This window comes from Nocardioides conyzicola (assembly GCF_039543825.1).
GTDB classification, from domain to species: domain Bacteria; phylum Actinomycetota; class Actinomycetes; order Propionibacteriales; family Nocardioidaceae; genus Nocardioides; species Nocardioides conyzicola.
Genome location: NZ_BAABKM010000002.1, coordinates 1,560,333 through 1,587,306 on the forward strand (window position 1 = coordinate 1,560,333; position 26,974 = coordinate 1,587,306).

24 protein-coding genes are annotated in these 26,974 nt (G+C 72.1%); 5 read left to right on the forward strand and 19 right to left on the reverse strand.

Going from position 1 to position 26,974, the window contains the following annotated elements; genetic code table 11:
- Positions 1-7 precede the first annotated feature (7 nt).
- From ABEA34_RS10660 to ABEA34_RS10715, 12 genes are all read right to left on the reverse strand, one after another.
- Complete coding sequence (locus tag ABEA34_RS10660) at positions 8-3,142, reverse strand: IPT/TIG domain-containing protein (protein WP_345521235.1); 3,135 nt, start codon at positions 3,140-3,142, stop codon at positions 8-10.
- Positions 3,143-3,229: 87 nt separating this feature from the next.
- Positions 3,230-3,919, reverse strand: coding sequence for a glycosyltransferase family 2 protein (locus tag ABEA34_RS10665; protein WP_345521236.1), 690 nt, complete (start codon positions 3,917-3,919; stop codon positions 3,230-3,232).
- Positions 3,916-5,250 (reverse strand): bifunctional PIG-L family deacetylase/class I SAM-dependent methyltransferase, encoded by a 1,335-nt coding sequence (locus tag ABEA34_RS10670; RefSeq protein ID WP_345521237.1) that lies wholly within the window; start codon positions 5,248-5,250, stop codon positions 3,916-3,918. Before ABEA34_RS10670 ends, ABEA34_RS10665 begins: the two co-directional genes overlap by 4 nt.
- A complete protein-coding gene (locus tag ABEA34_RS10675; protein ID WP_345521238.1) occupies positions 5,244-6,257 on the reverse strand; it encodes an acyl-CoA dehydrogenase in 1,014 nt (337 codons plus the stop codon). The genes ABEA34_RS10670 and ABEA34_RS10675 overlap by 7 nt, the downstream gene beginning before the upstream one ends.
- Before the next feature lie 151 nt (positions 6,258-6,408).
- Positions 6,409-7,467, reverse strand: coding sequence for a branched-chain amino acid ABC transporter permease (locus tag ABEA34_RS10680; RefSeq protein ID WP_345521239.1), 1,059 nt, complete (start codon positions 7,465-7,467; stop codon positions 6,409-6,411).
- Positions 7,464-8,333 carry a branched-chain amino acid ABC transporter permease gene (locus ABEA34_RS10685; protein ID WP_345521240.1) on the reverse strand — a complete coding sequence of 290 codons (870 nt, stop codon included), beginning with the start codon at positions 8,331-8,333 and terminating at the stop codon, positions 7,464-7,466. Before ABEA34_RS10685 ends, ABEA34_RS10680 begins: the two co-directional genes overlap by 4 nt.
- Before the next feature lie 10 nt (positions 8,334-8,343).
- Positions 8,344-9,045: an ABC transporter ATP-binding protein gene (locus ABEA34_RS10690; protein WP_345521241.1), complete on the reverse strand. Its 702-nt coding sequence runs from the start codon at positions 9,043-9,045 to the stop codon at positions 8,344-8,346.
- Positions 9,042-9,710, reverse strand: a complete 669-nt coding sequence (locus ABEA34_RS10695; protein ID WP_345521242.1) for an ABC transporter ATP-binding protein — start codon at positions 9,708-9,710, stop codon at positions 9,042-9,044. The genes ABEA34_RS10690 and ABEA34_RS10695 overlap by 4 nt, the downstream gene beginning before the upstream one ends.
- Before the next feature lie 71 nt (positions 9,711-9,781).
- The gene (locus tag ABEA34_RS10700; RefSeq protein ID WP_345521243.1) at positions 9,782-11,047 is read right to left on the reverse strand and encodes an ABC transporter substrate-binding protein; all 1,266 of its coding nucleotides are present in this window, start codon (positions 11,045-11,047) and stop codon (positions 9,782-9,784) included.
- A 28-nt stretch (positions 11,048-11,075) separates the two neighbouring features.
- The gene (locus ABEA34_RS10705; protein WP_345521244.1) at positions 11,076-12,899 is read right to left on the reverse strand and encodes an FAD-dependent oxidoreductase; all 1,824 of its coding nucleotides are present in this window, start codon (positions 12,897-12,899) and stop codon (positions 11,076-11,078) included.
- Entirely contained in the window at positions 12,896-13,798 is a 903-nt protein-coding gene (locus tag ABEA34_RS10710) for a dioxygenase family protein (protein ID WP_345521245.1), read from the reverse strand. Before ABEA34_RS10710 ends, ABEA34_RS10705 begins: the two co-directional genes overlap by 4 nt.
- The gene (locus tag ABEA34_RS10715) at positions 13,795-14,889 is read right to left on the reverse strand and encodes a maleylacetate reductase (protein ID WP_345521246.1); all 1,095 of its coding nucleotides are present in this window, start codon (positions 14,887-14,889) and stop codon (positions 13,795-13,797) included. Before ABEA34_RS10715 ends, ABEA34_RS10710 begins: the two co-directional genes overlap by 4 nt.
- A gap of 113 nt (positions 14,890-15,002) precedes the next feature.
- Between ABEA34_RS10715 and ABEA34_RS10720 the strand changes: the two genes are divergently transcribed.
- On the forward strand, positions 15,003-15,959 hold the full coding sequence (locus ABEA34_RS10720) for a LysR family transcriptional regulator (RefSeq protein ID WP_345521247.1): 957 nt from the start codon (positions 15,003-15,005) through the stop codon (positions 15,957-15,959).
- Positions 15,960-15,983: 24 nt separating this feature from the next.
- Here the strand turns inward: ABEA34_RS10720 and ABEA34_RS10725 are convergent, their stop codons facing one another.
- From ABEA34_RS10725 to ABEA34_RS10735, 3 genes are read right to left on the reverse strand one after another with little or no spacing between them, the layout of a single operon-like run.
- Positions 15,984-16,628 (reverse strand): 3-oxoacid CoA-transferase subunit B, encoded by a 645-nt coding sequence (locus ABEA34_RS10725; RefSeq protein WP_345521248.1) that lies wholly within the window; start codon positions 16,626-16,628, stop codon positions 15,984-15,986.
- Complete coding sequence (locus ABEA34_RS10730) at positions 16,625-17,284, reverse strand: 3-oxoacid CoA-transferase subunit A (RefSeq protein WP_345521249.1); 660 nt, start codon at positions 17,282-17,284, stop codon at positions 16,625-16,627. Before ABEA34_RS10730 ends, ABEA34_RS10725 begins: the two co-directional genes overlap by 4 nt.
- On the reverse strand, positions 17,281-18,462 hold the full coding sequence (locus tag ABEA34_RS10735; protein ID WP_345521250.1) for a thiolase family protein: 1,182 nt from the start codon (positions 18,460-18,462) through the stop codon (positions 17,281-17,283). Before ABEA34_RS10735 ends, ABEA34_RS10730 begins: the two co-directional genes overlap by 4 nt.
- Positions 18,463-18,533: 71 nt before the next feature.
- On the opposite strand from ABEA34_RS10735, the gene ABEA34_RS10740 reads away from it, so the two are divergent.
- Positions 18,534-19,421 carry a LysR family transcriptional regulator gene (locus tag ABEA34_RS10740; protein ID WP_345521251.1) on the forward strand — a complete coding sequence of 296 codons (888 nt, stop codon included), beginning with the start codon at positions 18,534-18,536 and terminating at the stop codon, positions 19,419-19,421.
- Positions 19,422-19,543: 122 nt separating this feature from the next.
- Positions 19,544-21,385: a hypothetical protein gene (locus ABEA34_RS10745; protein WP_345521252.1), complete on the forward strand. Its 1,842-nt coding sequence runs from the start codon at positions 19,544-19,546 to the stop codon at positions 21,383-21,385.
- Positions 21,386-21,394: 9 nt separating this feature from the next.
- On the opposite strand, the gene pcaDC is transcribed toward ABEA34_RS10745, so the two are convergent.
- From pcaDC to pcaH, 4 genes are read right to left on the reverse strand one after another with little or no spacing between them, the layout of a single operon-like run.
- Positions 21,395-22,576, reverse strand: coding sequence for a bifunctional 3-oxoadipate enol-lactonase/4-carboxymuconolactone decarboxylase PcaDC (pcaDC, locus tag ABEA34_RS10750; protein WP_345521253.1), 1,182 nt, complete (start codon positions 22,574-22,576; stop codon positions 21,395-21,397).
- Positions 22,573-23,655: a lyase family protein gene (locus ABEA34_RS10755; protein ID WP_345521254.1), complete on the reverse strand. Its 1,083-nt coding sequence runs from the start codon at positions 23,653-23,655 to the stop codon at positions 22,573-22,575. Before ABEA34_RS10755 ends, pcaDC begins: the two co-directional genes overlap by 4 nt.
- A gap of 4 nt (positions 23,656-23,659) precedes the next feature.
- The gene (gene pcaG / locus ABEA34_RS10760; protein WP_345521255.1) at positions 23,660-24,163 is read right to left on the reverse strand and encodes a protocatechuate 3,4-dioxygenase subunit alpha; all 504 of its coding nucleotides are present in this window, start codon (positions 24,161-24,163) and stop codon (positions 23,660-23,662) included.
- The gene (pcaH, locus tag ABEA34_RS10765; RefSeq protein WP_345521256.1) at positions 24,160-24,918 is read right to left on the reverse strand and encodes a protocatechuate 3,4-dioxygenase subunit beta; all 759 of its coding nucleotides are present in this window, start codon (positions 24,916-24,918) and stop codon (positions 24,160-24,162) included. The genes pcaG and pcaH overlap by 4 nt, the downstream gene beginning before the upstream one ends.
- 70 nt (positions 24,919-24,988) lie before the next feature.
- On the opposite strand from pcaH, the gene ABEA34_RS10770 reads away from it, so the two are divergent.
- Positions 24,989-25,732, forward strand: coding sequence for an IclR family transcriptional regulator (locus ABEA34_RS10770; RefSeq protein WP_345521257.1), 744 nt, complete (start codon positions 24,989-24,991; stop codon positions 25,730-25,732).
- A gap of 62 nt (positions 25,733-25,794) precedes the next feature.
- Positions 25,795-26,970: a 4-hydroxybenzoate 3-monooxygenase gene (locus ABEA34_RS10775; RefSeq protein ID WP_345521258.1), complete on the forward strand. Its 1,176-nt coding sequence runs from the start codon at positions 25,795-25,797 to the stop codon at positions 26,968-26,970.
- Positions 26,971-26,974: the final 4 nt, after the last annotated feature.

A 26,974-nucleotide genomic window follows, 5' to 3' on the forward strand; every position in this document is an offset into this window, starting at 1 on the left:
TCCCGGGTCAGGGGAGCAACAGAGGGGTCCACGCCGAGTCGGTGCCTCCGTCGCACGAGAGCGCGCGGGCGGACGTCAGGGCACATGACTTCGTGCCTCCTGGTACGTCGAGCAGCTCGAGACGTACGGCGTCGCTGGGAGCCCGGCCGTCCCGCCAGGTGGCCACCGCGACACCGACCCAGCCGGTACGCCGTCCCTCGGCCCCCAGCGCGGCCATGCCGACCCAGCCGCTGTGCAGGTCGACCACGCCCGTGATGCCGGCCACCGGGACCGGGGTGCTGGAGCTGCTGGTGAAGGTGCTGGGGAGGACCTGCGCGGCTCCGACGTAGCCCCAGCACATCACCGTGCCACCCGACCTACGGGCACAGGTGTGCATCCCGCCGGCGGCGACCTCGACGACGTCGGTGAGACCGGCGACCGGCCGGGGGGTGGTCGACGACACGAGGGTGCCGTCGCCCAGCTGCCCGTCCGGGTTCTGACCCCAGCAGGAGACCGTGCCCGACCTCATCACCGCGCAGGTGTGCGCGTCGGGACCCGTGCTCGGAGCCGAGACGGACACCTGCACGGCGTCGCTGATCCCGCTCACCTGGACCGGGGTGGTCGACGACGCGGTCGAGCCCTGGCCCAGCTGTCCGGCGCCGCCGCGCCCCCAGCAGTCGATCCTGCCGCCTCTGAGCACCGCGCAGACGTGACGGCCGCCGACGTCGACCGAGACCGCGTCGCTGATCCCGGCCACCGTCACCGGCGTGGGAGAGCTGGTCGTCCCTCCGTTGCCGAGCTGACCCCAGGCGCCGTCGCCCCAGCAGACGACGGTGCCGCCGCGGCGTACGGCGCAGCTGGAGCCCGCGCCCGCGGAGACGGCGACGGCGTCGGTCAACCCCTGCACCCGCACCGGATCCTGCGACGTCGTGCTCGCGCCGTCCCCGAGCTGTCCATGGGTCCCGTCACCCCAGCACCAAACGGCACCACCCGCTCGCACCGCACAGAAGTGCGCGACACCGGCCGAGAAGTCGACGATGTCGGTCGCCGGTTGCCGGCCCAGGGACCCCCATGGGCCCCAGGTGTGGCTCCAGAAGATGAGGTCGCCGGACTCGAACCCCGCGCCGAGGGCCTTCAACCGGAACTTGCCACCGAGCGCGACGGCGGGCGTGACCTCCCAGCCGGTGTCGCCGCCGGGGTCGACGTCGGCCAGCGCCTTGGCGTCGAGCGCGGCCTGGGCGAACACGAGCGGCCCGTCGACGCCGACCAGGTTGAACGACAGCTCGGCGCGCAGCTTCAGCCCGCCCGTCAGCGCTCCGTTGAAGGTGTGCTCGGGCGTCAGCTCCGCGGGGTCGCCGCCGAACTCGGGGCGAGAGAACCCACCCTCCGGGGTCCACGCCACCTGAGCCCACGTGTTGAAGGACTGGTGCACCCCGACCGATGCGGTGGCGGCGAACCCGATGGAAGCGGTGGCGGTGGTGTCGAGCCGCGGCAGCACCGTCAGCGCGAAGGGTCCGGCGGGCACGACGAACGGCGGGAAGTGCACGGTGCCGAGGTGCGAAGAGGCCTCGCACTGCCCCTTGCCGGTCAGCGAGGCGTGCAGGTCCGCTTCCTCGGTGATCTCGCCGCGCAGCGTCGCCTTCTTCAGCGCGAACAGCCCCCACTCGGCCTTCAGCGTCACCTTCGGCCGCACGTCCAGCTTGGCGCTGAGCTCGGCCGTGACGTTGCCGTCGCAGCCGAGGGTGACGCCCTTCTTCGTTGCCTGGACGGAGGCGGCCCCGGTGGCGCGCGCCCTGATCTCCTTGCTGAGGATCGGTGGCAGGTAGCCGTCGTCGGTCGTCGCGTCCGCTCCGTCGAGCACCAGCTCCTGGAGCCCGTCGTCGATCGACCCGTCGCGGATCAGGTCCGCGAACGTGACGGACCCGTCGACGTGGAGCCGGATGCTGCGCACCACGGTCCGGTAGTCGACGCCCCACAGCTGGCAGTCGACCTGGGTGATCGTGCCGAGAGCGCCGCGGTAGAGCTCGGCGATGGCGTCCGACGGCGGGAGCGCGATCCGGTCCCCGACCTGGGGGCAGGTGCGCGGGAGCCACCACGTGTCGGGCGTGTCGATGAGCCGCCCGACCGTGGTCGACCGAACGCGGTCCAGACGATGCCGGGCGGCGACGCCGGGCACCGGGAACGTCAGGTCGAACAGGCCGTCCTCGACGCGGTCCGCCGCGTAGGTGATCTGCTCGGGAGGGGCGACGGCGTTCGGGGCCTGGCGGAAGGAGTAGTCGACCTGGAGGACGACCGACTGCCCCCGCTGCAGATCGACCGACTGGTCGGGCACGGTCGCACTCCAGTCGCCTCCGTCGTCGGCGATGCCGTCGGCCACGATCCGCCACGTGCCGGGACGAGCGGGACGGTACGTCGTGGTCTGGGAGATCAGCTCCTCGCCGAGCGGACCCGACACCGCGACCGCGGGCGTGGCACCCGCCGGCACGTTGACGACCTCGACGCGCACCTCGGCCGCCCCGGCGACGTCGACCTCGACGGTCCCGGACAGCGCCTGCAGGTAGCGCCCCCGCCCGGGGACCACGGCCCGGTAGCGCCAGCTCCCCGCCAGGGGCTCATGACCGAGAGCGAACGAGCCGTCGGCGGCCACCTTCGCCGTACCGGCGGCGAGCCACCTCGCATCGGGGTTCTGGTACTCCAGTCGCACCGAAGCACCGGAGCGCTTCGGCGAGGTCCTGCCCGCGAAGGCCACCCGCTCTCCCACGCTGATCTCGACCGGCCCGGCGGCGGCCAGCGTCACCTTCGGCTCGACCATCGACTGATAGGTGAACCGAGCCTTCCGGCTCACCTTGCTCGTCAGTCGCCCGGTCCGGACCCGGACCGCCACCATGCCCGCCTTGCCGGCCGGCGCGATCGCGACCACCCGTCTCTTCGAGACGTAGGTCGTCCTGACCTGGTGCTTGCCGAACAGCACGACGGACCGTCGGGTGAACCCGTGACCCTTGACGGTCACGCGGGTGCCCCCGACGGCGGCGCCCAGACGGGGGGAGACGCTCGTGACCGACGGCGTCACCGCCTTCTGCGGCTTCGCCGCAGACACCTCGGGCGAGACCCACGGCAGACCTAGCGCGCAGGACAGCGCCAGCAGCGTCACCAGTCGTCGCATCGAACCCCCCAGCACCGGCCGACGGCCGTCGTCTGCGGGCAGACTAGCCACGCATCAGGGGTTCTCGCGCCGTTTCGCCGGCGCCGCTCACTCCGCCTGCGCGACCATCCCGGCGAGGTAGGTGGCGAAGCCGCCGGGCACCCGGCCCATGGTCCGCCCCGAGGTGCGCACCGAGGTCGCGGTCGTCCACCGGCACCCGGCATCGCGCATGGCCGCGACCAGCAGGACGTCCTCGTGCAGCCGAACCGGCCGCAGCCCGCCGGAGCGCGCGTACGCCGCCAGCGTGAAGGCCAGGTTGGCCCCGTGCACGTGCGCCTCGGGCCGGCGGTGCCGGTCGCGCCACCGGTCCAGCACGCCCGACGGCAGGTCGGCGGGGTCGGGGTCCACGGCGCCGACCACCAGGTCGAAGCCCGCGGACGCCAGGGCCCACAGGTCGACCAGCCATCGCTCCGGGACGACGCAGTCCGCGTCGGTGCTGACGACGAGCACCCGCTCGGGAGGATGGCCCTCCGCCTGCGCGGCGACCCGCTCGACACCGGTGGCCCGGGCGACGCCCACGCTGGTGGCGTCGACGGCCACGGTGTCGACGCCGTACGTCGCCGCGACGGCCGCGGTGCCGTCGGTGCACCCGTCGAGGACCACCGTGGTGCGCACGACGACGCCCGGCAGGTCGGTCACGAGGGCGGTCGCTGCCGTGGCGACCGAGGCCAGGCAGGCGCCCAGCAGCTCCTCCTCGTCGTGGGCGGGCACGACGACGTGCACGACGTCGACGATCATGCCGTCGGCTCCGGGAGGACGTCGCCGCCACCGAGCAGAACGATGTCGACGTCCCGGTCGCGGTAGGCCGCCTGCTCGGTCCACGGGCCGGCTCCGAACGCCCGCCGCACCGAGGTCGCGTCCGGCACCCAGCCGTCGATCCGGTGCCGCCAGTGGCACAGCAGCACCACGCCGGCCGGGGCCAACGAGCCGCGGATCCGCTCCACCAGGCCGCGGAGCCCGCTCGGGCTCAGGAAGTAGGCCATCTCGGAGACCACGACGAGGTCGAGCTGACCGTCCGGCCAGTCGTGCGGCACCTCCAGGGACTCGACCCGGACGTGCGGACGGTCGGCGAGCCGCGAGCGCGCGGCGTCGACGGCGGTGGGGCTGCTGTCCACGGCGATCAGCTCGTCGCACCGGTCCGCGAGGCGCTCGGCCAGCGCACCGGTCGAGCAGCCGACCTCGAGGCCGCGGGCGAAGGTCCGGCGCGGCAGCATCGCCAGCGTGAGCTCGCGCTTGCGGCGCTCGTACCAGCGCTCGTCCACGCCCCACGGGTCCGGCTGCGCGCGGTGCAGGTCGTCGAGCGCGGTGTCCCGGCGCTGGTCGACGACGTAGACCTCGACCGACCCGTGGAAGTGGGCGAGGAAGCCGGGGTGCAGCAGCACCTCGTCACCCGGCTGCTCCGACAGCGGGAGCACCTGGGACGCGTGGGCGGCGATCGCCTGCTGCTTGCGCGACCGGGCCGCCACGGACAGGTCCAGCCGGCGCATCTCGCCCCACGGTGCGTCAGCGGGCGTGCCCCAGTGCCACCACCAGACGGGGTACTCGACCAGCGCGGCGTCGGTACGCCGGGCCGCGGTGGCCGCCGCCCGACCGGCCGCCTCGTGGTCGGGGTGACCGTCGTGCCGCCAGGGCGCGGCGACCAGGGTCCCCGCCCCGTCGCCGATCAGGTCGACGAGCCGGGCGGCGACGTCGGACTCGGCACCGGCCACCGACCCGTCCCCGAGCGCCATCCGGGTGAGCGCGGCGTGCGGGGCGACGGCGCGCAGGGCGTCCTTGGCCTCGTCGAGCCGTCGTTGTCCGAGGGCCTCGCGCGAGTGGGTGGGCGACGCGGGATGGCTGAGCTCGCCGGCCGTGAGCAGCACGAGGTCGATCTCGAGAGCGCGCTCGTGGGCGGTGGCCAGCAGGCCGCCGGCGCCCAGTGACTCGTCGTCCGGGTGCGCGGCGACGACCACCAGCCGGCGTACGCCGTCCAGCACCATCGGCTGCCGGTCCGTCCACCGCGGGTCCGACGACCAGACCTCCGCGGGGGTGCCGGTGCCGTCGTGGGTGAAGGCGGGGCGGGTCACCATGGCGAGGTCTCCTGGACGAGGCGGCCGAGAGCGGCGGTGTCGCGCTCAGCGTGGTGCTGGCGGAGGTAGACGCGCAGGTCGGCGACCCGCGCGGCGTGCTCCTCCTCGGACGTCAGCGGCGCCGGACCGAGGGCGTGGTCGGCGGCGACCAGCACGGTCTCGGCGGAGTCGGCGACGACCTGGCGGACCCGCAGCGCGGTGAGGGCACCCGCGTCCCCACCGATCGTCCCGGCGTCCACGGCCTCGGCCGCGGCGAGCAGCACGGCCGCCGCGGCGGTGAGCGCCGCGTCGACCCGCCCGAGGTGCAGCTGCCCGACCTGGTCGAGGTCGCGCTCGGCTGCCTGCCGCCAGAGGCGTCGGGCGAGCCCGATGCTCGCGCCGTACCAGACGGCCGCGACGCCGATCCCGCCCCAGGCGAAGCCGTCGCGCCGGAGGTACCAGCCCGGCTCGCCGACCGGGGACGCCGCCACCGCGGTGAAGTCCACCGCCGTGCTGCGGACCCGGCTCAGCCCGCGCGAGACCCACGGCGCGTCGACGGGCGTCACGCCCGGCTGCCGCAGGTCGACCTCGAACAGCTGGCGCCGCTCGTCGTCGACCCAGGCGGTCACCAGCGCGTGGGTGAGGTCCGCGGCCAGCGAGCACCAGGGCTTGCGACCGGTCAGCGTGTGCTCGGCGTCCGCGGTCAGCCTCGCGCCCGGCGCCTCGGCGGCCCAGACCCCCCAGGTCCCGTCGCGTGGTTCGGCGAGGATGGCCAGCGCGTCGAGGTGCGGCTCCACCGCGCGGGCGACCGTCAGGTCGACGGCACCCAGCGTCGCGAGGGCCTCCCAGAGGTGCGTGGTCCGGCCGTGCCCCGGAGCCGGGAGCCGCTGTCCCCACCGCTGCGCGAGCTCGAGCGCACGCCGTACGTCGCCGCGGGCTGCGTCCGCCTCCACCGCCAGCGTGGTCAGCTCGTCGTCGGGGAGGTGGCCCGGCCGCAGCGTCGCGGCCGACGGCAGCGGCGGAGTCATGGGGATGCGGTACCCAGATCCGCGGCGGCTAGCCGCCGCGGATCATGACGTCCTGAGCGCAGTGTCCCGGGCCCCTAGGCAGTCCTCGATCGGCCGGCGACACAAGCAGCGGCCAGGAACACGATGGCGATGGCCTAGGTGTACCCGGCCATCAGGTTGGTTGCACCTGGTCGCTGGTGCCCGGCACCTCGCGGACCCGGTACCCGACGCCGAACACCTGGATCCGGCCGTTGCCGGAGAGGAGGCCCCACAGCCCGCGCGGGAGAAGCAGCACGACGGCGATGGCGACCACGCCGAGCAGCACCAGGTACCACGAGCCGTAGTCCGCAAGCTCCTGCTCGAGGACGAAGAAGACCACCGCTCCGATGATCGGCCCCTCGATGCTGCCCAGGCCTCCGATGACGACGATGAAGATCATGAACGCGGAGTAGTTGACCGAGTAGATCGAGTCAGGTGAGACGCGCAACGAGTTGAGGGCGATCAACGCCCCGGCCATGCCGGCTCCCGCCGACGCGGCGACGTACACGATCCGGCGGCTGCGGTTCACCCGCACGCCGAGGCTCGACGCGGCGGTCGCGTTGTCGCGGATCGCCGTCAGGCCGAGCCCCAGTCGGCTGCGCATCACCAGGTAGGTCCCGAGGACGACGAGCACCATGAGTACGAGGGCTGTCCAGTAGACCTGGGCCACCCGGTCCACGCGGTCGACGCCGCTGAAGGCCGTCAGCGAGAGCCCCGACCCGCCCCCGAGTGCGTCGATCTGGGTCGTCGCGAGCTTGAAGACCTCCGCGACGACCCAGGTCCCGATCGCGAAGTAGCCGCCTGCGAGACGGAAGAGGAGGAACGACGTGGGAAGCGCCAGCAGCGCGCACACGACGCCCGCGAGCGGGACAGAGACGAGGAGGGGGATCCCGACGGTGTCCGCGAGGTAGATGACGCCGTACCCGCCCGCACCGATGAAAGCCTGCTGCCCGATCGAGATCATGCCGCCGTACCCGGCCATCAGGTTCCAGGTCACCGCGAGGATCACGAGGACGAAGAGCCCGACCAGGTTCGACAGCGTGCCGAGGTCGACGTGGTAGGGCACCCAACCGGCCAGCACCAGGACCGCGACGGCGACGAAGGCACCACCGACGTACGAGCTCGTGCTGCCTCGGCGCACCCGGATCGTCGGCACCTCGCGGAGAGTGCTGGCGCTGGGACTGGTCGTCATGCGATCGCCACCTTCGGCATCAGGCCGCTGGGGCGGAGGAGCAGGACGGCGAGGAACACCAGGTGGCCGGCGAGGATCCCGTACGCCGGATCCACCTGCGCGCCGATCGTCTGGGCGACGCCGAGCACCAGGCCGCCCACGAGCGTGCCCCACAGTGATCCGAGGCCGCCGATGATGACCGCTTCGAAGGCGAAGATCAGGACCATGTCGCCGTACGTCGGGGAGAACTGCGTGCTCATCCCGAGGAAGACGCCGGCCAGGGCCACCGTCGCGATGGCGATCGCCGTGGCGAGCGCGTAGACGTGCCGGTTGTCGATCCCCATCAGCGTGGCTGCGTCCGGGTCGTCGCTGGTGGCGCGCATGGCGCGTCCCGTCCTGGTCCGCGCCAGGAAGACCTGAACCGCACCGATGACCGCGACCCCGACGGCGAACGTCAGCACGGAGAACGTCCCGACCGCCAGCCCACCCCCGAGCGCGACGCTGTCGGTGCCCAGCGAGCCGATCTGGATGCTGCGGGAGTTGGCGCTGAACTGCTCCTGCAGGAGGTTCGCGGCAATGACCGCGACGCCGAAGGAGACCATCAACGGACTGAGCTCGCCATGGGCGAGCGCGAAGTTGAACAGGCCTCGCTGGAGCACGTATCCGACCAGGGCGAACACCGGGATCACGACGACCAGAGCCGCGAACGGCGGGATGTCGACCTGCTGGAGGACCCAGTACGCCGCGTATGCGGCCGCCACGGCGAGCACGCCGTGCGCGAGGTTGACGATGCGCATGACTCCGAAGATCAGGGAGAGCCCGCAGGCGAGCAGCGCGTACTGCCCGCCGAGCAGGATTCCCTGGATCACCGCGTTGACCCACTCCATCAGGTGTTCCTCACAGTCCGAAGTAGGCGTCGGCGACCTGCTGGCGACTGATGTCCGCCACCGGTCCTTCGAGGACGGTGCGTCCTTCGAGCAGGCACTGGACCCGGTCCGCCACCGCCAGCGCATGGCCGAGGTCCTGCTCGACCAGGAGCACCGTCGTGCCACGACCGGTGATCTGCGGCAGGGCCTGGTAGATCTCGCCGACGACGACCGGCGCCAGGCCCAGGGACACCTCGTCCAGCATCAGCAGGCGCGGGTTGGACATCAGGGCACGACCGATGGCGGCGGCCTGCTGCTCGCCGCCGGAGAGGTGGCCACCCATCCGAGCGCGGCGGTCCGAGACCAACGGGAACAGGTCGTAGACCGACTGCAGGTTCCACGGTCCGGGCCGCTGTCCGTAGCTGCCGACGAGGAGGTTCTCCTCGACCGTCAGTGACGGGAAGATGCGTCGACCCTCCGGGGTCAGCGCCACGCCCTGGGTGACGCGGCGGTGTGCGGAGACCCCGTCGATCCGCTCGCCGGCGAACCGGATCTCGCCGGACGTCGGCCGGACCAGGCCCGCGATGGTCTTGAGCAAGGTCGACTTGCCCGCACCGTTGGCGCCGATCACCGCCAGCGTCTCGCCCTCGTCGAGAGAGACCGAGAGCCCGTACAACGCCTGGAAGTCGCCGTAGTGGGCGTCGACAGCGTCGACCTCGAGGAGCCCGGTCACGGGACCACCTCCGCGGGCGAGCCGAGGTAGACCTCGAACACGCGCGGATCAGCCATCACGTCGGCGGGATCGCCGATCGCGACGACCTCGCCTGCGGCGATGCACATCAGCTCGTCGACCACCGCCATCAGCGCGTGCACGATGTGCTCGATCCACACCACGGCCAGCCCGTCGTCGCGGAGCCCCGCGATGACGTCGACCAGAGCGGGCAGCTCCCGCTCAGTCAGGCCACCGGCGATCTCGTCGAGCAGGATCAGCCGCGGCGAGGTCGCCAGCGCCCGGGCAAGCTCGAGCCGCTTGCGGTCGAGCAGGCGTAGCGATCCGGCCCGGGTCCCGGCGAGGTGCGCCAGGCCTGTCCTCACGAGGGCGTCGTAGGCCTGCTCGTGGGCGGCGCTCCCACGAGCACCACCCGCGAACCTGGCTCCGACCAACACGTTCTCGAAGACGGTCATGCCGCCGAACGGTCGCGGGATCTGGTAGCTGCGCCCGATCCCGATCTCGCTTCGCCGAGCGGCACCCACCCTGGTGACGTCCGCGCCGTCGAACGCGATGGTGCCCGAGTCGCTCGGCAGCGTGCCGTTGATCAGGTTGAGCAGGGTCGACTTGCCGGCTCCGTTGGGCCCGACGATCCCCAGGGCGCGTCCCGCCGGCACTTCGAAGGTCACGTCCGACGCTGTCACCACCCTGCCGAACCGTTTGCTCAGTCCGGAGACGCTCAAGAGAGCCGGCGTCGTCATCAGTTCAGGGTCTCCACCGAGCCACCCAGCGGGACGTCGGACGCCAGCGTGTTGGACACGACGACGAGGTCGAACGGGTGGTCCTGGTTGACCAGGCGCCACTGACCACCCGTGAGCGGCGTCTTGGCGACGTACGGCGGCAGGCCCTCGGCGCCCCACTCGACAGGACCGACGACCGTGTCGACCTTCAGGCTGCCGAGCGCCGCGGTGATGTCGTCGGCGTCCGTCGAGCCCGCCTTCTCGACCGCCGCCGCAGCGACCTCGAACAGCGCGTGGGAGAAGCCGAGCGGCTGGGTCCACTGCCGGTCCGTCGACTTCTCGTACGCGTCCGCGAGCTGCTGGGAGGAGTCCCCGGTCAGCGAGCTCTTGAACGGCGACGTCGGGTGCCACCACACCTCGGTGCCGAGGTTGTTCGCGGTGTCGCCGATGCCTTCGACCACCGAGGGGAACAGCAACGCCTTGCCGATCGTGGCGATCTTCGGCCGGTAGCCCTGCTGGATCGCCTGCTTCCAGAACGTCGTGAAGTCCGGCGGGATCGGGACGCCCATCAGGATGTCGTCGCCCTTCATCTTGGCGATCTGCGCCGAGAAGTCCTTGGTGCCGTTGGGGTACAGGCCGGGATTGTCGATCGTGACGCCGGAGTCCTTGACGAGCGTCGGGAAGTTCGCGCTCCAGGCCTCGCCGTCAGGGTCGTTCGGGAAGAGGCCCGCCGCCTTCTTGTTGGTCTCGACCTGGCTCCACATGTCGCTGTAGACGGCAGCCACGTCCTCGAGGCCCCAGAAGAAGTGGTACGTGTACTTCAGGTCGGCGGGCGTGTCCCCGCCCTCGCGGAAGGCGACGGTCTGCCAGGGGGCGACGGTGGTGATGCACGGCACGGAGTTGGCCTCGCACTGCTCGGAGACCGGGTTGACGATGTCGGGCGTGGACGAGGCGAGGATCAGGTCGGCGTCGTCGCTGTTGATGAGGTCAGAGGCCACCTCACCGGCGCGGGTCGAGTCCGACTGCGCGTCCTTCAGGATGATCTTGACCTCGACGTCCTTGCCGTCGACGGTCAACGGGTTGTCGGCGAAGTAGGCCTTCATCTGGTCGACGACGAACGAGTCGGCCTCGCCGAAGGGCGCCAGAGGGCCGGTCTGGGGTGACACGTAGCCGATCGTGAGGGTGGAGGTGTCGCCTTCGCTCGAGCCGCCGACGTCGCCGCCGCACGCCGAGGTGGCCAGCACCAGGGCGGCCACGGAGGTCAATCCAAGGTAGGACTTCTTCATGTTGTGCTCCTGTGGGTGATGAGTCGGGTCAGCGGGCGAGGACGCCGCGCAGGGCCTGGACGAGCGCGGCGGCCGGATCCTCGGCTGCGCTGTGCGAACGCCAGCCGACGTGGGCGTCAGGACGGACCAGCACGCAGCCGTCCTCGGCCACCTCGCGGAGCCGGGCCCAGTCGTCGTAGAGATCGGCGTAGTCGGCCTTGGGGCCGATCACGTAGGCACGAACATCGATCCCGAGCTCGACGGCCGCCTTGTGGGCGGCCTCGACCCAGGGGTGACCCGTCACCCCGGTGAGCAGCGTGAAGCCGCCCTTGCCGGCAAGGTCGTGGGTGCTGACCTGTCGGCCCTTGTCCCCGAGCCAGCAGTGCGGCAACCGGGCGCCGGGCCAGGTGGTCGCGTGGTAGTACAGCTCGGGGTCGCGCGTGTACGCCGGCTCCGGGGTCCCGTCCTTCACCACGGCTGCGGAGTCGTAGCGCTGTCCGAGCTCGACGCCGAGGGCGTTGAACTCGTAGTCCTTCAGCTCGAGTGCCTCGCGCAGAGCGGCGCGCTTGACGACGCCCTCCGGGGAGTCGTCGGCCAGGCCGTCGATCCCGGCCTGCATCTGCTCGACGTTCTGCGAGGTGTCCTCGAGGCCGAGCGCCTCGAGGATCGCGCCGAACTCCTCGATGCTCTTGTTGGCCCTGAGCACGATCTGCTTGCCGACCGGCGCTCGTTCGTCGTCGAAGGTGTCGAGCAGGGCTTCCCCTGCGAGCTCTTTGAGGACGTAGGCGAGCTTCCAGGCGAGGTTGTAGGAGTCCTGGATGGAGGTGTTGGACCCGAGCCCGTTCGACGGTGGGTGCCGGTGCACGGCGTCGCCGACGCCGAAGACCCGGCCCTCGCGATAGCGCTCGGCATACATCTTGTTGTTGCCCCACAGCGACAGGGACCTGATGGTGACCGGAACGGAGCTGTCGCCGATCAGGTTGTGCACGATCTGGATGGCCATCTCGTCGTCGAGGTCCGGTGGCGGCTGGTTGATGTCGTAGCCCCAGGTGATCAGCCACTCGTCCCACGGGCGGACCATCCGGATCAGGCCGAGGCCGATGCCGCCGATCGTCGCTCCGGGCTGCAGGACCCAGTAGAGGACGCTCGGGCGGTGCCCGACGAACTCGGTCAGGTCCGCGTGGAAGACGATGTTCATGCTGCCCGCGACGTCCATCTGGCCGGCCATCGGCAGACCCAGGTCGCTCACGACCTTGCTCCGCCCGCCGTCGGCGGCGATCACGTACCGGGCGCGGATGCGGAACTCGTGACCCGACAGCCGGTCGAGGACGGTGACGGTGACGCCGTCGTCGTCCTGCTCCAGGCTGACGTACTCGGTGTCGAAGCGGATCCGGCTGCCCCGGGAGGCCGCGTGCCCGATCAGGATCGGCTCGAACAGGGTCTGCGGCAGGTCGCAGTTCATCGACGGGCTGGCCATCCGGTAGTCAGCCTCGCGCACCGGGTGCGTTCCCCACGTGCGGATGCGACCGATCTCGTCGCCGGCAAGGCTGCTGCAGAAGACCGTGTCGCCCATCATCTCGTGAGGCGTCGCCTCGTCGATGATGTCCTGCTCGATCCCCATGTCGCGCATGATCTCGACGGTGCGCTGGTTGGTGATGTGCGCGCGAGGGGTGTTGGCGGTCCAGCGGTACTTGGTGATCACCAGGTGGTCGACGCCGTACGTCGCGAGGAACAGCGCCGCGGAGGCGCCGGCCGGACCGCTCCCGATGATGAGGACGTCGGTGTGCAGGTCCTCCTCGCGCTCGCCGTCGATGCCGGAGAGCGATCCCGGGTGACGGGGGCTGGTCTCGTGCTCGAGTGCCGGGTCGGTCATGCCTGCTCCTCGTTCTGGCCCTCGGTGCTGAGGACGACGTCGAACTCGGCGCGGGTCCAGGAGCCCTGGATCTCGCGCCCGGTCGGGTTGGGGGTGCCCGCGGGCTGCTCCACGAAGTCGACGACGAGGGACTCCTTGACACCGAAGACGGCGTCGCTGTCCTGGTAGGCGTCTCCGCGCACGAAGATGTGGGTCACCAGCCGGTGGTGGTCGTCGGCAGTGACCATGAAGTGCAGGTGGGCCGCCCGCATGGGTCCGCGGCCGGCCGCCGTGAGGAGGTCTCCGACCGGGCCGTCGTGCGGGATCGGGTACGGCGTCGGGGTGACGCCCCAGAACCCGTAGCGTCCGAGCTCGTCGGTGAAGAGGTGACCGCGGCCCTGCGTGCGGTCGTCGGGGTGCTGGACGTCGTACATGCCGTCGTCGTCGGCTTCCCACACGTCGAGTCGCGCGTCCGCGAGCGGTGTTCCGTCGGTCGAGGTCACCGTGCCGGAGACCCAGCAGGGCTGGCCGGTCGCACCCTGGGCGATGTCGCCACCGATCTCGATGCGCGGCGACCCGTCGACGAAGAAGGGCCCGAAGACCGTCGCCTCCGTGGCCAGCGGGTCGGGCGGCTGGTTGACCGCGATGGTCAGCATCGAGATGCCCAGCACGTCGGACAGCAGGATGAACTCCTGCCGCCTGTCGTCCGTGATGTCACCGGCGCGCTTGAGGAAGTCGATGCCGTCCTCCCATTCGCGCTCCGTGAGTCGCACCTCGCGCACGAAATCGTGAGCGTGGCGCACCAGGCTCTCCATCAGTTCGCGGAACCGGGGTGTGGTCGCACCGGCGAAGCTGGCGAGCACCTGGTCGGTCACGTACTCCTCGCGCGCGGCCTGCTCGGTCTCCTCGGAGACGTTCACGACGGGTTCCTCTCATCGTCAGCGGCCCGCAGCGGGGCCGCTCCTGACCAGGCGCGTCGCAGCAGCCTGTGGATGCTCTCCGCCGTCACCGCCCGGGGGTTGTCGGCGGGTGCGGCGTCGACGACCAACCCGGTCGCCTCCTCCAGCTGGTCCTCGCGCAGTCCCAGGTCGCGCAGCGCCCGGGGCGCGGCCAGGTCGTCGTAGAGGTCGATCAGCCCCGCCACGGACTCGGCCGCGCCGAGCGCCTCTGCCACGCGGTCTGCGGCTCGGGGAGCGTCGTCGGCGTTGTAGGCCAGCACGTGCGGCAGGACCACGGCGTGGGTGTCGGCGTGCGGCAGGTCGTAAGCGCCGCCGAGGACGTGGCAGATCTTGTGGTGCAGCCCCGACCCCGCTCCAGCGAAGGTCGACGCGGACAGGTAGGCCCCGTACAGGCACCCGGCCCTGGCATCGAGGTCGCCTGCATCGGCGACGATCCCGCGCAACGCCGGCGCCAGGGCGCGGATCCCCTCGGTGGCCATCGCGCTCAGCAGCGGGTTCGCTCGGGGCGCCCACAGGGAGTCGACGCAGTGTGCCATCGCGTTCAGGCCGCTGGCGACGGCGAGCGCTGTGGGCAGGGAGACCGACAGCTCCGGGTCGTACACGATCACGCGCGGCAGCACGACCGGATCCGTCCCGGTGGTCTTGCGGCGCGCCTCGGTCATCCCCCACACCGGCGTCGCCTCGGATCCGGCGTACGTCGTGGGCACGGCCAGGATCGGCAGCCCGGTGGTCAGCGCGACCGCCTTCGCGGTTCCCGTCGTCGAACCGCCCCCGATGCAGACCAGCAGGTCCGCCTCGATCTCCTGGGCGAGCGCGCGGGCCGCCTCCGCGACCTCGGCCGGGACGTGCGGACGCACATCGTGGAAGCGACCGCTCACCGGAAGGGCGCCGGCGAGCCGGTCGGCCAGCTCGGCCTCAGCGTGCGTGGCGATCAGCAGCACCCGCCGCGCGCCGAGGCGGTCGGCCTCCGTCACCAGGGAGGTCATCGCCGTCCCGGCGCCGAACACGACGCGCTGGGCGAACGTCTGGTGCTCGAAGCTCCCGATGCCCACAACTTCTCCCTCTCAGTGACGGCCCTCACACGCCGGCCGGACGCACCCACTATGTGATCGCCACCACGCATACGTCTAATCTCTATCTCTATGCCTACCGATAGGTTTTACGTATGGATCTGCGTCAGCTGCGCTACTTCGCCACCGTCGTCCACGAGGGATCGGTGTCCCGCGCAGCCACCCTGCTGAACATGACCCAACCGCCGCTCAGCGCCGCGATCGCCCAGCTGGAGCGCGAGCTCGGGGTCCGGCTCCTGGAACGGCACTCACGCGGGGTGGACGCGACCGTCGCCGGGGAGTTCCTCGCGCGTGAGGCGAGCCGGGTGCTCGCTCAGGTCGACGAGCTGACGACCGAGGTGCGCGGCATCGGGAGCGGACGCCTGGGACGGTTGACGATCGCGACCACGTCGCCCGTGGCCTGGGAGATCCTTCCCAACCTGTTGACGGCGTTCGACAAGCGGTCGCCGTCCGTGGAGTCGGAGATCGTCGAGTCCGACGACGCGGACGTGATCGACCGCGTGCGCGACCACCGGGCCGAGGTCGGCCTCGTCTACTGCACGCGTACGCAGCACCTCGACCGGCTGCGCGGTCGCGAGCTGGAGGTCGCGCTGATCCACCGGGAGCCCGTGGTCATCGTGATGGCAGCAGACTCTCCGCTCGCGGGGCTCGCCACCGTCAACCTGACCGACCTCGGTGACGAACGATGGGTGGTGCCGACCACCGACGGCGGCTTCCCCGGCCTCTCCGCCCACACGCGGGCGTCCTGGGAGCAGGTCGGCATCCACCCCGACATCAGGCGCACCGTCAGCAGCCTCAACACGCTCGTCCGGCTGGTCGCCGCCGGCATGGGCGTCGCCATGGTGCCCGCATCGGTGCGCGCGATCGCCGGTCTGGACCTCAGGGTGGCGCGCCTGGCGACCCCGTTGACCCCGATCGAGGCCGCAGTGGTCTGGCGTCGCAACGAGCGACCGTCGCCGGTCCTGTCGAGGTTCTTGCGGGCAGCGCTGGCCTCCGACGAGCCCGACAACCTCGGACCGTCGGTCGCCCGCCACCACACCGACGTCGACTGACCCTCGCCCGTCAGGGCGGCGGCCTCACCCCCGCGTCAGCGGCACGTCGAGGCGGTCGGCGAGCTCGTCGTACGACGTCCCGAACGTCTCGACCACGACCACGTCCGGACCGCCGACCTCGAAGACCGCGAGGTCGGTGTAGACCCGGGAGACGCAGCCGAGGCCGGTGAGCGGGTAGGTGCACTCGGGCACCAGCTTGGGGGTGCCGTCCTTGGCGAAGAGGGTCATCATCACGAAGACGCTCTTGGCGCCGATCGCGAGGTCCATGGCGCCGCCGACGGCGGGGATCGCGTCGGGGGCGCCGGTGTGCCAGTTGGCGATGTCGCCGCCGGCGCTGACCTGGAAGGCACCGAGGACACAGACGTCGAGGTGGCTGCCGCGCATCATCGCGAACGAGTCGGCCGAGTGGAAGTACGCCGCACCCGGTGGCTCGGTGACGGGGATCTTGCCGGCGTTGAGGAGGTCGCCGTCGACCTCGTCCCCGACGGCGGCCCGGCCCATGTTGAGCATGCCGTTCTCGGTGTGGAGGACGACGCCGGAGTCGGCGTCGAGGTGGTCAGCGACCAGGGTGGGCTGGCCGATCCCCAGGTTGACGTAGGCGCCGTACGGGATGTCCTGGGCGACCCGGGCCGCCATCTCGTCCTTGCGCAATGCCTGGCCGAGACTCATACCTGCACCACCCTGTCCACGTAGATGGACGGCGTCACGACCGCCTCCGGGTCGAGCTCGCCGGTCGCCACGACCGACGAGACCTGCACGATCGTGGTCCTCGCCGCGGTCGCCATCACCGGCCCGAAGTTGCGGGCGGTCTTGCGGTAGACGAGGTTGCCCATCCGGTCCGCGACGTGCGCGCCGACCAGGGCGACGTCGCCGCGGATCGGGTACTCCAGCACGTAGGTGCGCCCGTCGATCTCGCGCGTCTCCTTGCCCTCGGCCAGGGGGGTGCCGACCCCCGTCGGGCAGAAGAAGGCCCCGATCCCGGCACCCGCGGCGCGCATCCGCTCGGCGAGGTTGCCCTGCGGCACCACCTCGAGCTCGATCTCGCCGGCGCGGTAGAGGCCGTCGAACACGTAGGAGTCGGACTGCCGCGGGAAGGAGCAGATGACCTTGCGGACCCGGCCTTTCGCCAGCAGCGCGGCCAGCCCGGTGTCGCCGTTGCCGGCGTTGTTGGACACGATCGTCAGGTCGCTGGCGCCCTGCTCGATGAGCGCGTCGATCAGCTGCACCGGCATGCCGGCCATCCCGAACCCGCCGACCAGCACCGTCGAGCCGTCCGCGATCCCGTCGACCGCCTCGGCGGCGGTGTCGCAGAAGGTCGCGCTCATGACACGTTCTCCAGCACCACGGCCAGCGCCTGGCCGACGCCGATGCAGATCGCGGCCACGCCGTACCGTCCGCCGGTCTCCTGCAGCCGAGCGGCGAGGGTGCCGATGATCCGGCCGCCGGAGGCACCGAGGGGGTGGCCGATCGCGATCGCACCGCCCTTGGCGTTGACGATCTCCGGGTCGACCTTCCACGCATCGACGCACGCGATCGACTGCACGGCGAAGGCCTCGTTGAGCTCGATGGCGCTGACGTCGGCCCAGGTGATGCCTGCCCGGGCCAGCGCCCGCTCGGCCGCCTCGACCGGCGCGTAGCCGAACATCGGCGGCTCCACCGCCGAGACCCCACGTCCCGCGATCCGGGCGATCGGGGCGCGGCCGATGACGTCGGCGGCCGCCTCCGACCCGAGCAGCACGGCGGACGCCCCGTCGTTGAGCGGCGACGCGTTGCCGGCCGTGATGGTCCCGTCCTTGCGGAACGACGGCTTCAGACCGGCGAGCTTGTCGGCGGTCGAGCCGGGGCGGATGCTCTCGTCGCGCGCCAGGTCGACACCGGGCACGGAGACCACCAGCGCGTCGTAGAAGCCCGCGGACCAGGCCGCGTCGGCCAGCTCGTGCGAGCGCGCCGCGAACTCGTCCTGGCGCTCCCGCGAGATCGAGAACTTCTCGCCCAGCAGCTCGTTGGCCTCGCCCAGCGAGACCGTCCACTCCGCCGGCATCCGGTCGTTGACCAGCCGCCAGCCCAGCGTCGTGGAGACCGCGGTGACGTTGCCGGCCGGGAAGGCCCGCGACGGCTTGGGCAGCACCCACGGCGCCCGGGTCATCGACTCCACCCCGCCGGTCAGCACCACCTCGGCGTCGCCGGACTCGATGGTGCGCGAGCCGATGATCGCGGCGTCCAGCGACGAGCCGCACAGCCGGTTGACCGTCGTGGCCGGGACCGACACCGGCAGCCCCGCCAGCAGGACGCCCATCCGGCCCACGTTGCGGTTGTCCTCGCCGGCCTGGTTGGCGCAGCCCCACACGACGTCGCCGATCGCAGCGGGGTCAAGGCCCGGCGCCTGGGCGAGCGCACCGGTGATCGCGGTCGCGGCCAGGTCGTCGGGGCGCACCTCGGCCAGCGCGCCGCCGAAGCGGCCGAAGGGCGTGCGGACGGCGGCGTACAAGTAGGCGGAGCTCATGCCGTCGAGCGTAGGCCGAGGAGCGCGATCAACTCCAATACCTAATCTCCCTGGATTGATAATCTGGATGCATGGAGCTGCGACACCTGCGGTCGTTCACGATGCTGGCCGACGAGCGACACTTCGGCCGAGCGGCGACGCGACTGCACATCGCGCAGCCCGCCCTGTCGCAGCAGATCAAGCAGCTGGAGCGCGAGCTCGGGATCCCGCTCTTCACCCGGTCGACCCGGCGGGTGGAGCTGACCGAGGCGGGCATCCGCTTCGCCGATCACGCGCGCACGGTCCTGGGTGACGTCGCCCGGGCCGAGTCCGACATGGAGCTGCTGGTGTCCGGCCGCGCAGGACGGGTGTCCGTGGGCTTCGTCGGCACGGCGACGTACGACGTGCTGCCGCGGGTCGCGCGCGAGGTGGCCCGCGAGCTCCCTGACGTCGAGCTCGGCCTGCGCGGGGAGCTGCTCTCCCCGGCGCTGGTCACCGGCGTCGGGGACCACACCTTCGATCTGGCGCTGTTGCGCCCAGGTCCCCTCAACCACGCGGACCTGACACTGCGCCGACTGCGCACCGAGCCCCTCGTCGCCGTGCTCCCCGTGCACCATCCACTGGCGGGGGCACGACGGATCCGCCTGTCCCAGCTCGCCGATGAGCGGTTCGTGATGCACCCCTCCAGCGATCGCTCCTCGATGCACGAGGAGGTGCTCCGCGCCTGCGCGGCCGCGGGCTTCGAGCCGTCGATGATCACTGAGGTCGGCGAGACCGCCACCCTGGTCGTCTTCGTCGCAGCCGGGCTGGGGGTCGCACTCGTCCCCGCACCCGTGCGCAGCCTCGGCCTCGACGGAGTCGCCTACGTGGCCCTCGTCGACCCGCCGACCGTCGACCTGGCGCTGGCCACGCGCACCGACGACGACTCGCCCGCGGTCCGGCGCGTGGCCGACATCGTGGCGAGGTGCGCGTCGGCCTGAGGCGATGTGCGGATATCCCTGACGAGCGCCGGCGAACCGTGCAACGATCCGGCGTCCAACATCGGGGTTGGCCGACCGGGTCCCCTCTCCGATGGTCCGCCGTGCCTAGGAAACCGTCGACGATGACCTCCACCACCGTCCGCCTGCTCGCCCTCGCCCTGCTCCTGCCGATCCTCGGGCTCGTCGCCAGCCCGGCCCGGGCCGCGGCCCCGAGCGACTACGTCACCATGGTCGGCGACCAGGACGACTACGTCTCCGGTGGCGCGACCCACCTCTACCGCGGGGCCGCGGCCGGCATCACGCTCTCCGGCTCGGCGGAGAACGGCATCACGGTCGACGCAGGCGACGGCGCCAGCTCCTCGTTCACGTTCATGTTCAGCGCGGCCCCCGGAGAGTCCCTCGCTGCGGGCGACTACGTGGACGACCAGGGCGGCGCGGACGACGGCGCCTCGATCATGATCTTCGGCGAGGGCCGTGGCTGCGCGGCGACCGGCCGTTTCACCATCCTCGACGTGGACCCGGACGCGACGCGGCTGTGGCTGCTCTACGAGCAGCACTGCGACGGCGCCGACGCGGCATCGTTCGGCGAGATCCGCATCAACGAGCCGGCGATCGACGCCGAGCTGCTGACGGCCCCGACGCGCGTGATCTGGCCGGAGCGCTACCCCCGGCAGGCCGGCAGGAAGGTCCCGGTCAGGTTGGTCAACACGGGCACCGGCCCGATCACGGTCTCCTCCGCGTCGGTCACCGACGGCGCTGCCGACTTCACGGTCGTCGCCAACGGCTGCAGGACGATCGCCGCAGGCGCCAGCTGTGCCGTCACCCTGGGCTTCACCCCCACCAGTGCCGGACCGAAGCACGGCACCCTCACGATCGTCGACTCCACCACCGCGGGTGCGCACACCGTCGCGTTGGGCGGGTCGGGCACGTCTGGCTACACGACCTGGCGGATGCGCAGCCAAGCGGCGGACTACATCGGCGGCGGTGCCGACTACTCCTACACTCCCCTGAACTCCACGATCAGGGCCTCCGGCACCCCGACGGGGGTGCACGTCGCCAGCGACAGCTGGACCGCCGACTTCGAGCCCGGCTCGGGCGACGAGCTGCGGCCGGGCACCACGTTCACGGGCGCCACCCGCTACCCGTTCAACGAGTCCGGTCCTGGGCTCGACATCTCCGGACAGGGGCGCGGCTGCAACAGCCTGACCGGCACGTTCACCGTCCACGAGGCGACGTACGACGACAAGGACCGGCTGCGGAAGCTGTCGGTGTCGTTCACGCAGCACTGCGACGGCGGTCGGCCCGCGCTCTTCGGGTCCATCACCTGGCGGGCTGACCAGCCCGGCGCGCCGCTGCCGCCCCGGGTCGGCGTGACCACCGACCGCGCCACCTACCGCTACGGGCAGAAGGCGGTGGTGACGGTGAAGGCCTCCGACGCCGACGTGGTGTCCGTCTACGCGACGCAGCCCGGGCACCCACGGCGGCTGGTCCGCACCGGCCCCGTGGACAGCGCGGGCCGCCTCACCGTGCGGGTCCCGATGTCCCGCACCACCACGTTCACCGCGACCGCCGACGGCGGTGACCTGGCCGATGCCTCGGCGTCGAAGCGGGTCCGCGTAGCGGCGCGGGTGAGCGCGAGCGCCGTACGAGCCCTGCGTCGGTCCGGCAAGAGCTCGATCTACTCGGTGACCAGGTCCGCGTGGCTCAAGGCGAAGGTCGCCCCGGCGCATGCGGGCGACTGCGTGTACTTCCGTGCGGAGTTCAAGGTCCGTGGCCGGTGGGGCTACCCGGCGAAGACGAAGTGCGTGCGGCTCGGTCGCGCGAGCAGCGCGATGGTCTACCTACCCGGTGACCGGGCCTATCTCGGCATCCCGATCAGGATGCGCGCGGAGTGGCGCGGTGACGCCGAGAACGCCGCGGCCCCCAGCGGATGGAGCTACGTGCAGTTCGTCGCTCAGCGCTAGTCGAGGTCCCTAGAGGAGCCCCTCCTCCACCAGCACCCCGGACGCGATCCGGAACGCGGTGTTGGCGTCGGGGACCCCGCAGTAGATGGCGGACTGCAGGATCACCTCCTTGATCTCGTCCACGGTCAGGCCGTTGCGGAGCGCGGCCCGCACGTGCATCGCCAGCTCCTCGTGGTGGCCGCGGGCGATCAGGGCGGTGAGGGTGATCATCGAGCGCGACCGGCGGTCGAGGCCGGGTCGGGTCCAGACCTCGCCCCAGGCGTACGCCGTGATCAGCTCCTGGAAGTCCCGGGTGAAGTCGGTGGTGCCGGCGACCGCCCGGTCGACGTGCGCGTCGCCGAGGACCTCGCGTCGCACGGTCATCCCCGCGGACTCCTCGGCCCGCGGCATCTCCCCCAGGAAGTGCTCGCGCAGCAGCCGGGCCACGACCTCCGGCGCCTCGGCCGGGGCGAGGTGCGCGACGCCCTCGAGCTCGACGTACCGTCCGTCCGGCACGCCCTCGGCGATCTCGCGCAGCTTGTCCGGCGGCGTGGCGACGTCGACGCTGCCGGCGACCGCGAGGACGGGGACCCGGACGCGACCGAGCTGGTCGCGGACGTCGTACGCCGCGAGCGCGCCGCAGACCTGGACGTAGCCCTCGTCGACCGCGTCGGACAGGGCGTGCAGGAGGGCGGAGGCCCGCTCGGGCTCGCGCTCGACGAACCCGGGCCCGAACCACCGCTCCGCCGAGCTGCTCACCATCACGGGCGTGCCCGACAGCGCGACCTGGCTCATCCGGCCGGTCCACATCTCCTCGGACCCGATCTGCGCGCCGGTGCACAGCAGCGCGGCGGCGACGACCCGGTCGGGGGCTTCGAGCAGCAGCTGCAGCCCGACCGCGCCACCCACCGAGTCACCGGCGTAGAAGAACGACCCGCGGGGCTCGCCGCGCTCGGTGAGCACGTCGTCGACGACGCGCAGCACGCCGGTCGCGAGCTCGGCGATCGTGAACGGCTCCTCGGGCACGCCCCGGTTGTGACCGTGCCCGGGCAGGTCCCAGGCGACGACGTCGAAGACGTCGGTCAGGCCGGTCGCGCAGGCACCCCACAGCGTGGTGGCCGAGGTGCCCAGCGACGGTCCGAGGACCAGCAGCGGCAGCTCGGCGCGGTGTCGGGCTCCGGTCATCCGGACGACGGTGATGCTCGGGATCACGAGGGCTCCTCAGGGGTACGGCGGGCGCGGGCGACCACCTGGTCGACGTACGCCGTCGCGTCGCCGAGGTACGTCGGCGCGGGGTCGTCGGTGATGCTGCGCTGCTCGGCGAGCACGGCGTCGCCGGCCGCGGCGAGCGTCGCCGCCATCCGGTCGGTGTCGACGCGCAGGTCGGTGACCAGCTCGGCGGTCTGGGAGGCGGCGACGAGGGTCCGGCGGACGAGGTCGCGCAGCGTCGCCCACTCGGCGTGCCAGCCGCCGTCGGCCCGGTCGTCGACCTGCTGCGCGGCGGCGAGGTGCAGCGTCGCAGCGAGCTGCGGGGTGGTGAGAGCCGCGCGCCGCACCAGCACCGAGAGCACGGGGTTGGCCTTGTTCGGCATCGTCGAGGAGCCGCCGCCGCTGCCCTCGGCCAGCTCGCCGATCTCCGGGCGGGACAGGGTGAGCACGTCGTTGGCGATGCGGGCGCAGGCATCCGTGCAGCCGACGAGGGCGTCCCCGATCCGGGTGACCGGGGCGCGGGTGGTGTGCCAGCGAGGTACGTCGGCCGGCGACTCCCGCCCGAGCTCGACGATCGCCGCGCGGGTGCCGGCTGCGCCGCCGAGCTGCTGCGGGAAGGCCAGGCGCGCCAGGTCGTCGTCGGCGTCGAGCACGGCCGTCAGCCAAGCCGCGATCCGGAAGCCGAACGTCGTGGGCACGGCGTGCTGCGTCAGCGTGCGCGCCACCATGGGCGTGCCGCGGTGCTCGGACGCGAGCGCGGCGAGCCGGTCGGTGACGACGCGCAGGTCGCGGCGCAGGGTCGCCACCGCCGAGTCCGCCATCCGCATCAGCGCGGAGTCGACGACGTCCTGGCTGGTGAGGCCGCGGTGCGCCTCGGGGTGCTGCTCGCGCAGGATCCGCAGCAGCGGGATCACCGGGTTGCCGCCGGCCTCGGCGTCGAGCGCCAGCTGCTCGGCGTCGACCGGGGTCGAGAACCCGCGGCCGAGCCAGTCCTCCTCCACCGCGAGCATCGCGCCCACGAAGTCCTCGGCGGAGAAGTGCGAGCCGGCACGTTCGTCCCCGGGCCAGAACAGGTCCGTCATGGGGTCAGTCTTGCGCGTGCGTCAGGAAGACGGTCTCGCCCTCGCCCTGGAGCCGGATGTCGAAGACGAAACCGCGGTCGTCGGCGCGGGCGGCCAGGCTCGGCCACTGCGCCGGCGCGGCGCCCGGGAGGTAGGCCCGGGTCAAGAGCCGGTCGAGGAGGCCGCGTGCGAAGACCGTGACCGCGAAGTACGGCGACGCGCCGCCCGGTCGCAGGGTCGAGAACTGGTAGTGCCCGGTGCGGTCGGTGGCCGCCCGGCCCCAGCCGGTGAAGGTGTAGCCGTCGCGGTGCAGCGACCCCGGGGCCTGCGGGACCGACCCGTCGGGCGCGGCCTGCCACAGCTCGATCAGCGCGTCGGGCACCGGGTCCCCGGCCCCGTCGTACACGCGACCGTGCAGCCGGATCGCGTCCGGTCGCGTCGGCGGGACGAGCTCGCTGTCGCCGGCGTACGGCAGGGCGTAGCCGAAGAACGGCCCGACGGTCTGGCCGGGCGTGGGTGCGAGCGTCATGCGTCGTCCTCCTCGAGCGGGGTGCGGTGGCTGCCGGTCAGCACGATGTCCCACCGGTAGCCGGTGCACCACTCGTGGGTGGTCACGTCGTGGTCGTACGTCGCGACCAGGCGGTCGCGGGCGGCCGGGTCGACGATGGACTGGTAGATCGGGTCGAGCGCGAAGAGCGGGTCGCCGGGGAAGTACATCTGGGTGATCAGCCGCTGGGTGAACTCGGTGCCGAAGAGCGAGAAGTGGATGTGCGCCGGCCGCCACGCGTTGTGGTGGTTCTTCCACGGGTAGGGCCCGGGCTTGATCGTCGTGAAGCGGTAGACGCCGTCGCCGTCGGTCAGGCAGCGGCCCATCCCGGTGAAGTTGGGGTCGATCGCCGCCGGGTGCTGGTCGCGCTGGTGGATGTAGCGACCGCCGGCGTTGGCCTGCCAGATCTCGACCAGCTGGTGCCGCACGGGCCGCCCGTCGCCGTCGGTGACCCGCCCGGTGACGACCATCCGCTCGCCGATCGGCTCGCCGCGGTGCTGGATGGTCAGGTCGGCCTCGAGCTCGCCGACGTCGCGCTGCCCGAAGACCGGTGCCCAGAGCTCGATGCCCTCCGGGTCCACCTGCTGCGGCGCCTTGGTCGGGTGCCGCAGGATGCTGGAGCGGTACGGCGGGTAGTCGAGCCGCACGTCGGTCTCCGTCACGCCCGCGGCGCCGTACTCCTTCGAGATCGCCTCGATCTCGGCGCTGAGGTCGGCCTGGCTGGCGAGTTCGCTCACAGGCCCGACCGTAGGGAGACCGGTGCGTGCCTGACGACGGCCGGCTTCCGTTCAGTGGAAGACTGCTCCCATGGCCGGCAACAGCGGAAACCCGGGAGCGTCCGTCACCTCGCGCGCCCTGGCGCTGCTCGGCGCGTTCGACGAGCACCACCGGCGGCTCACCCTGACGGAGCTCGCCGAGCGGGCGGAGCTGCCGACGCCGACCGCGCACCGGCTGGTCGGGGAGCTGGTCGCGTGGGGCGCGCTGACCCGCACCTCGACCGGCACGTACGCCGTCGGCCGCCGACTGTGGGACCTCGGCCTGCTGGCGCCCGTGCAGACCGGGCTGCGCGAGCTCGCGTCGCCGTACCTCCACGACCTCTACGGCGCCACCTTCGCGACCGTGCACCTGGCGGTCCGCGACGAGACCGAGGTGCTGTACGTCGACCGGCTGGCCGGGCACGCCTCGGTCCCGGTCGTCAGCAGCATCGGCTCCCGGCTGCCGCTGCACGCGACCGGTGTCGGCAAGGTGCTGCTCGCGCACGCGCCGGCCGACGTGCAGCAGCGGGTGCTGGCGGACCTGCCCCGGATCACGCCGTACACGATCACCCAGCCGGGCCTGCTCCGTCGCCAGCTCGGCCGCGTGGTGCGCGACGGCTACGCCACCACCACCGAGGAGATGAGCCTCGGCGCCTGCTCGCTCGCCGTCCCCATCCGCCGCGGCCCCGACGTGGTCGCCGCGCTGGGCATCGTGGTGCCGTCGCTCAAGGACCGCGCCAAGCTCGTCGGCGCCATGCACGTCGCCGCCCACGGCATCGGCCGCTCCCTCGGCTAGGTGTTCCGCCCAGCGGAAGACGCCCCTGCTCGGACCTGGTGACCGGAGGACAGACTGCCGGCATGCGTACCCAGGTCGCCATCATCGGCGCGGGCCCGTCCGGGCTGCTGCTGTCCCACCTGCTCGCGGCCGACGGCGTCGAGTCCGTGGTCCTCGAGACCCGGTCCGAGGAGTACGTCGCGGGCCGGATCCGGGCCGGCATCCTCGAGCAGTCGACCGTCGACCTGCTCCGCGAGGTCGGCCTCGGCGAGCGGCTCGACCGCGAGGGCGACCCCCACCGCGGCATCTACCTCCAGTGGCCCGACGAGCGTCACCACCTCGACTTCGTCGACCTCACCGGCAGGTCGGTCTACGTCTACGGCCAGACCGAGGTGCAGAAGGACCTGGTCGCGGCGTCGCACGCCCGCGGCCAGGAGGTCCACTACGAGATCACCGACACCGCGCTGCACGACCTCGAGACCGACCGGCCGTCGGTGACGTTCACCGACCGGGACGGTGTCGAGCAGCGGCTGCAGGCCGACGTCGTGGTCGGCTGCGACGGCTCGTTCGGGCCGTCGCGCGAGGCGGTCCCGCAGGCGGTACGACGTACCTGGGAGAAGACGTATCCCTACTCCTGGCTGGGGATCCTCGCCGACGTCGCCCCGTCGACCGACGAGCTGATCTACGCCTGGCACCCCGACGGCTTCGCCATGCACTCGATGCGGTCGGCGTCGGTCTCGCGCCTCTACCTCCAGGTCCCCAACGAGACCTCGATCGACGACTGGTCCGACGACCGGATCTGGGAGGCCCTCGCGACCCGCCTCGGCCACGGTCAGGACGGGTGGCAGCTCACGCCCGGTCCGGTGACCGACAAGAGCGTGCTCCCGATGCGGTCGTTCGTGCAGCAGCCGATGCGGCACGGCCGCCTCTTCCTCGCCGGCGACGCGGCTCACATCGTCCCGCCCACCGGCGCCAAGGGGCTCAACCTCGCGGTCGCCGACGTCGCGCTGCTCGCGCCCGCCCTGGTCGGCCTGCTGAGGAAGGACGACCACGGCCTCGCCGACGCCTACTCCGACACCGCGCTGCGCCGGGTCTGGCGCTGCACGCACTTCTCCTGGTGGATGACGACGATGCTGCACACGAGCGGCGATCCGTTCGACGAGCAGCTGCAGCTCTCGCAGCTGCGCTGGGTCACCTCGAGCGAGGCCGGTGCCACCGGGCTCGCCGAGAACTACGCCGGCCTGCCGATCGGGTTCTGAGCAT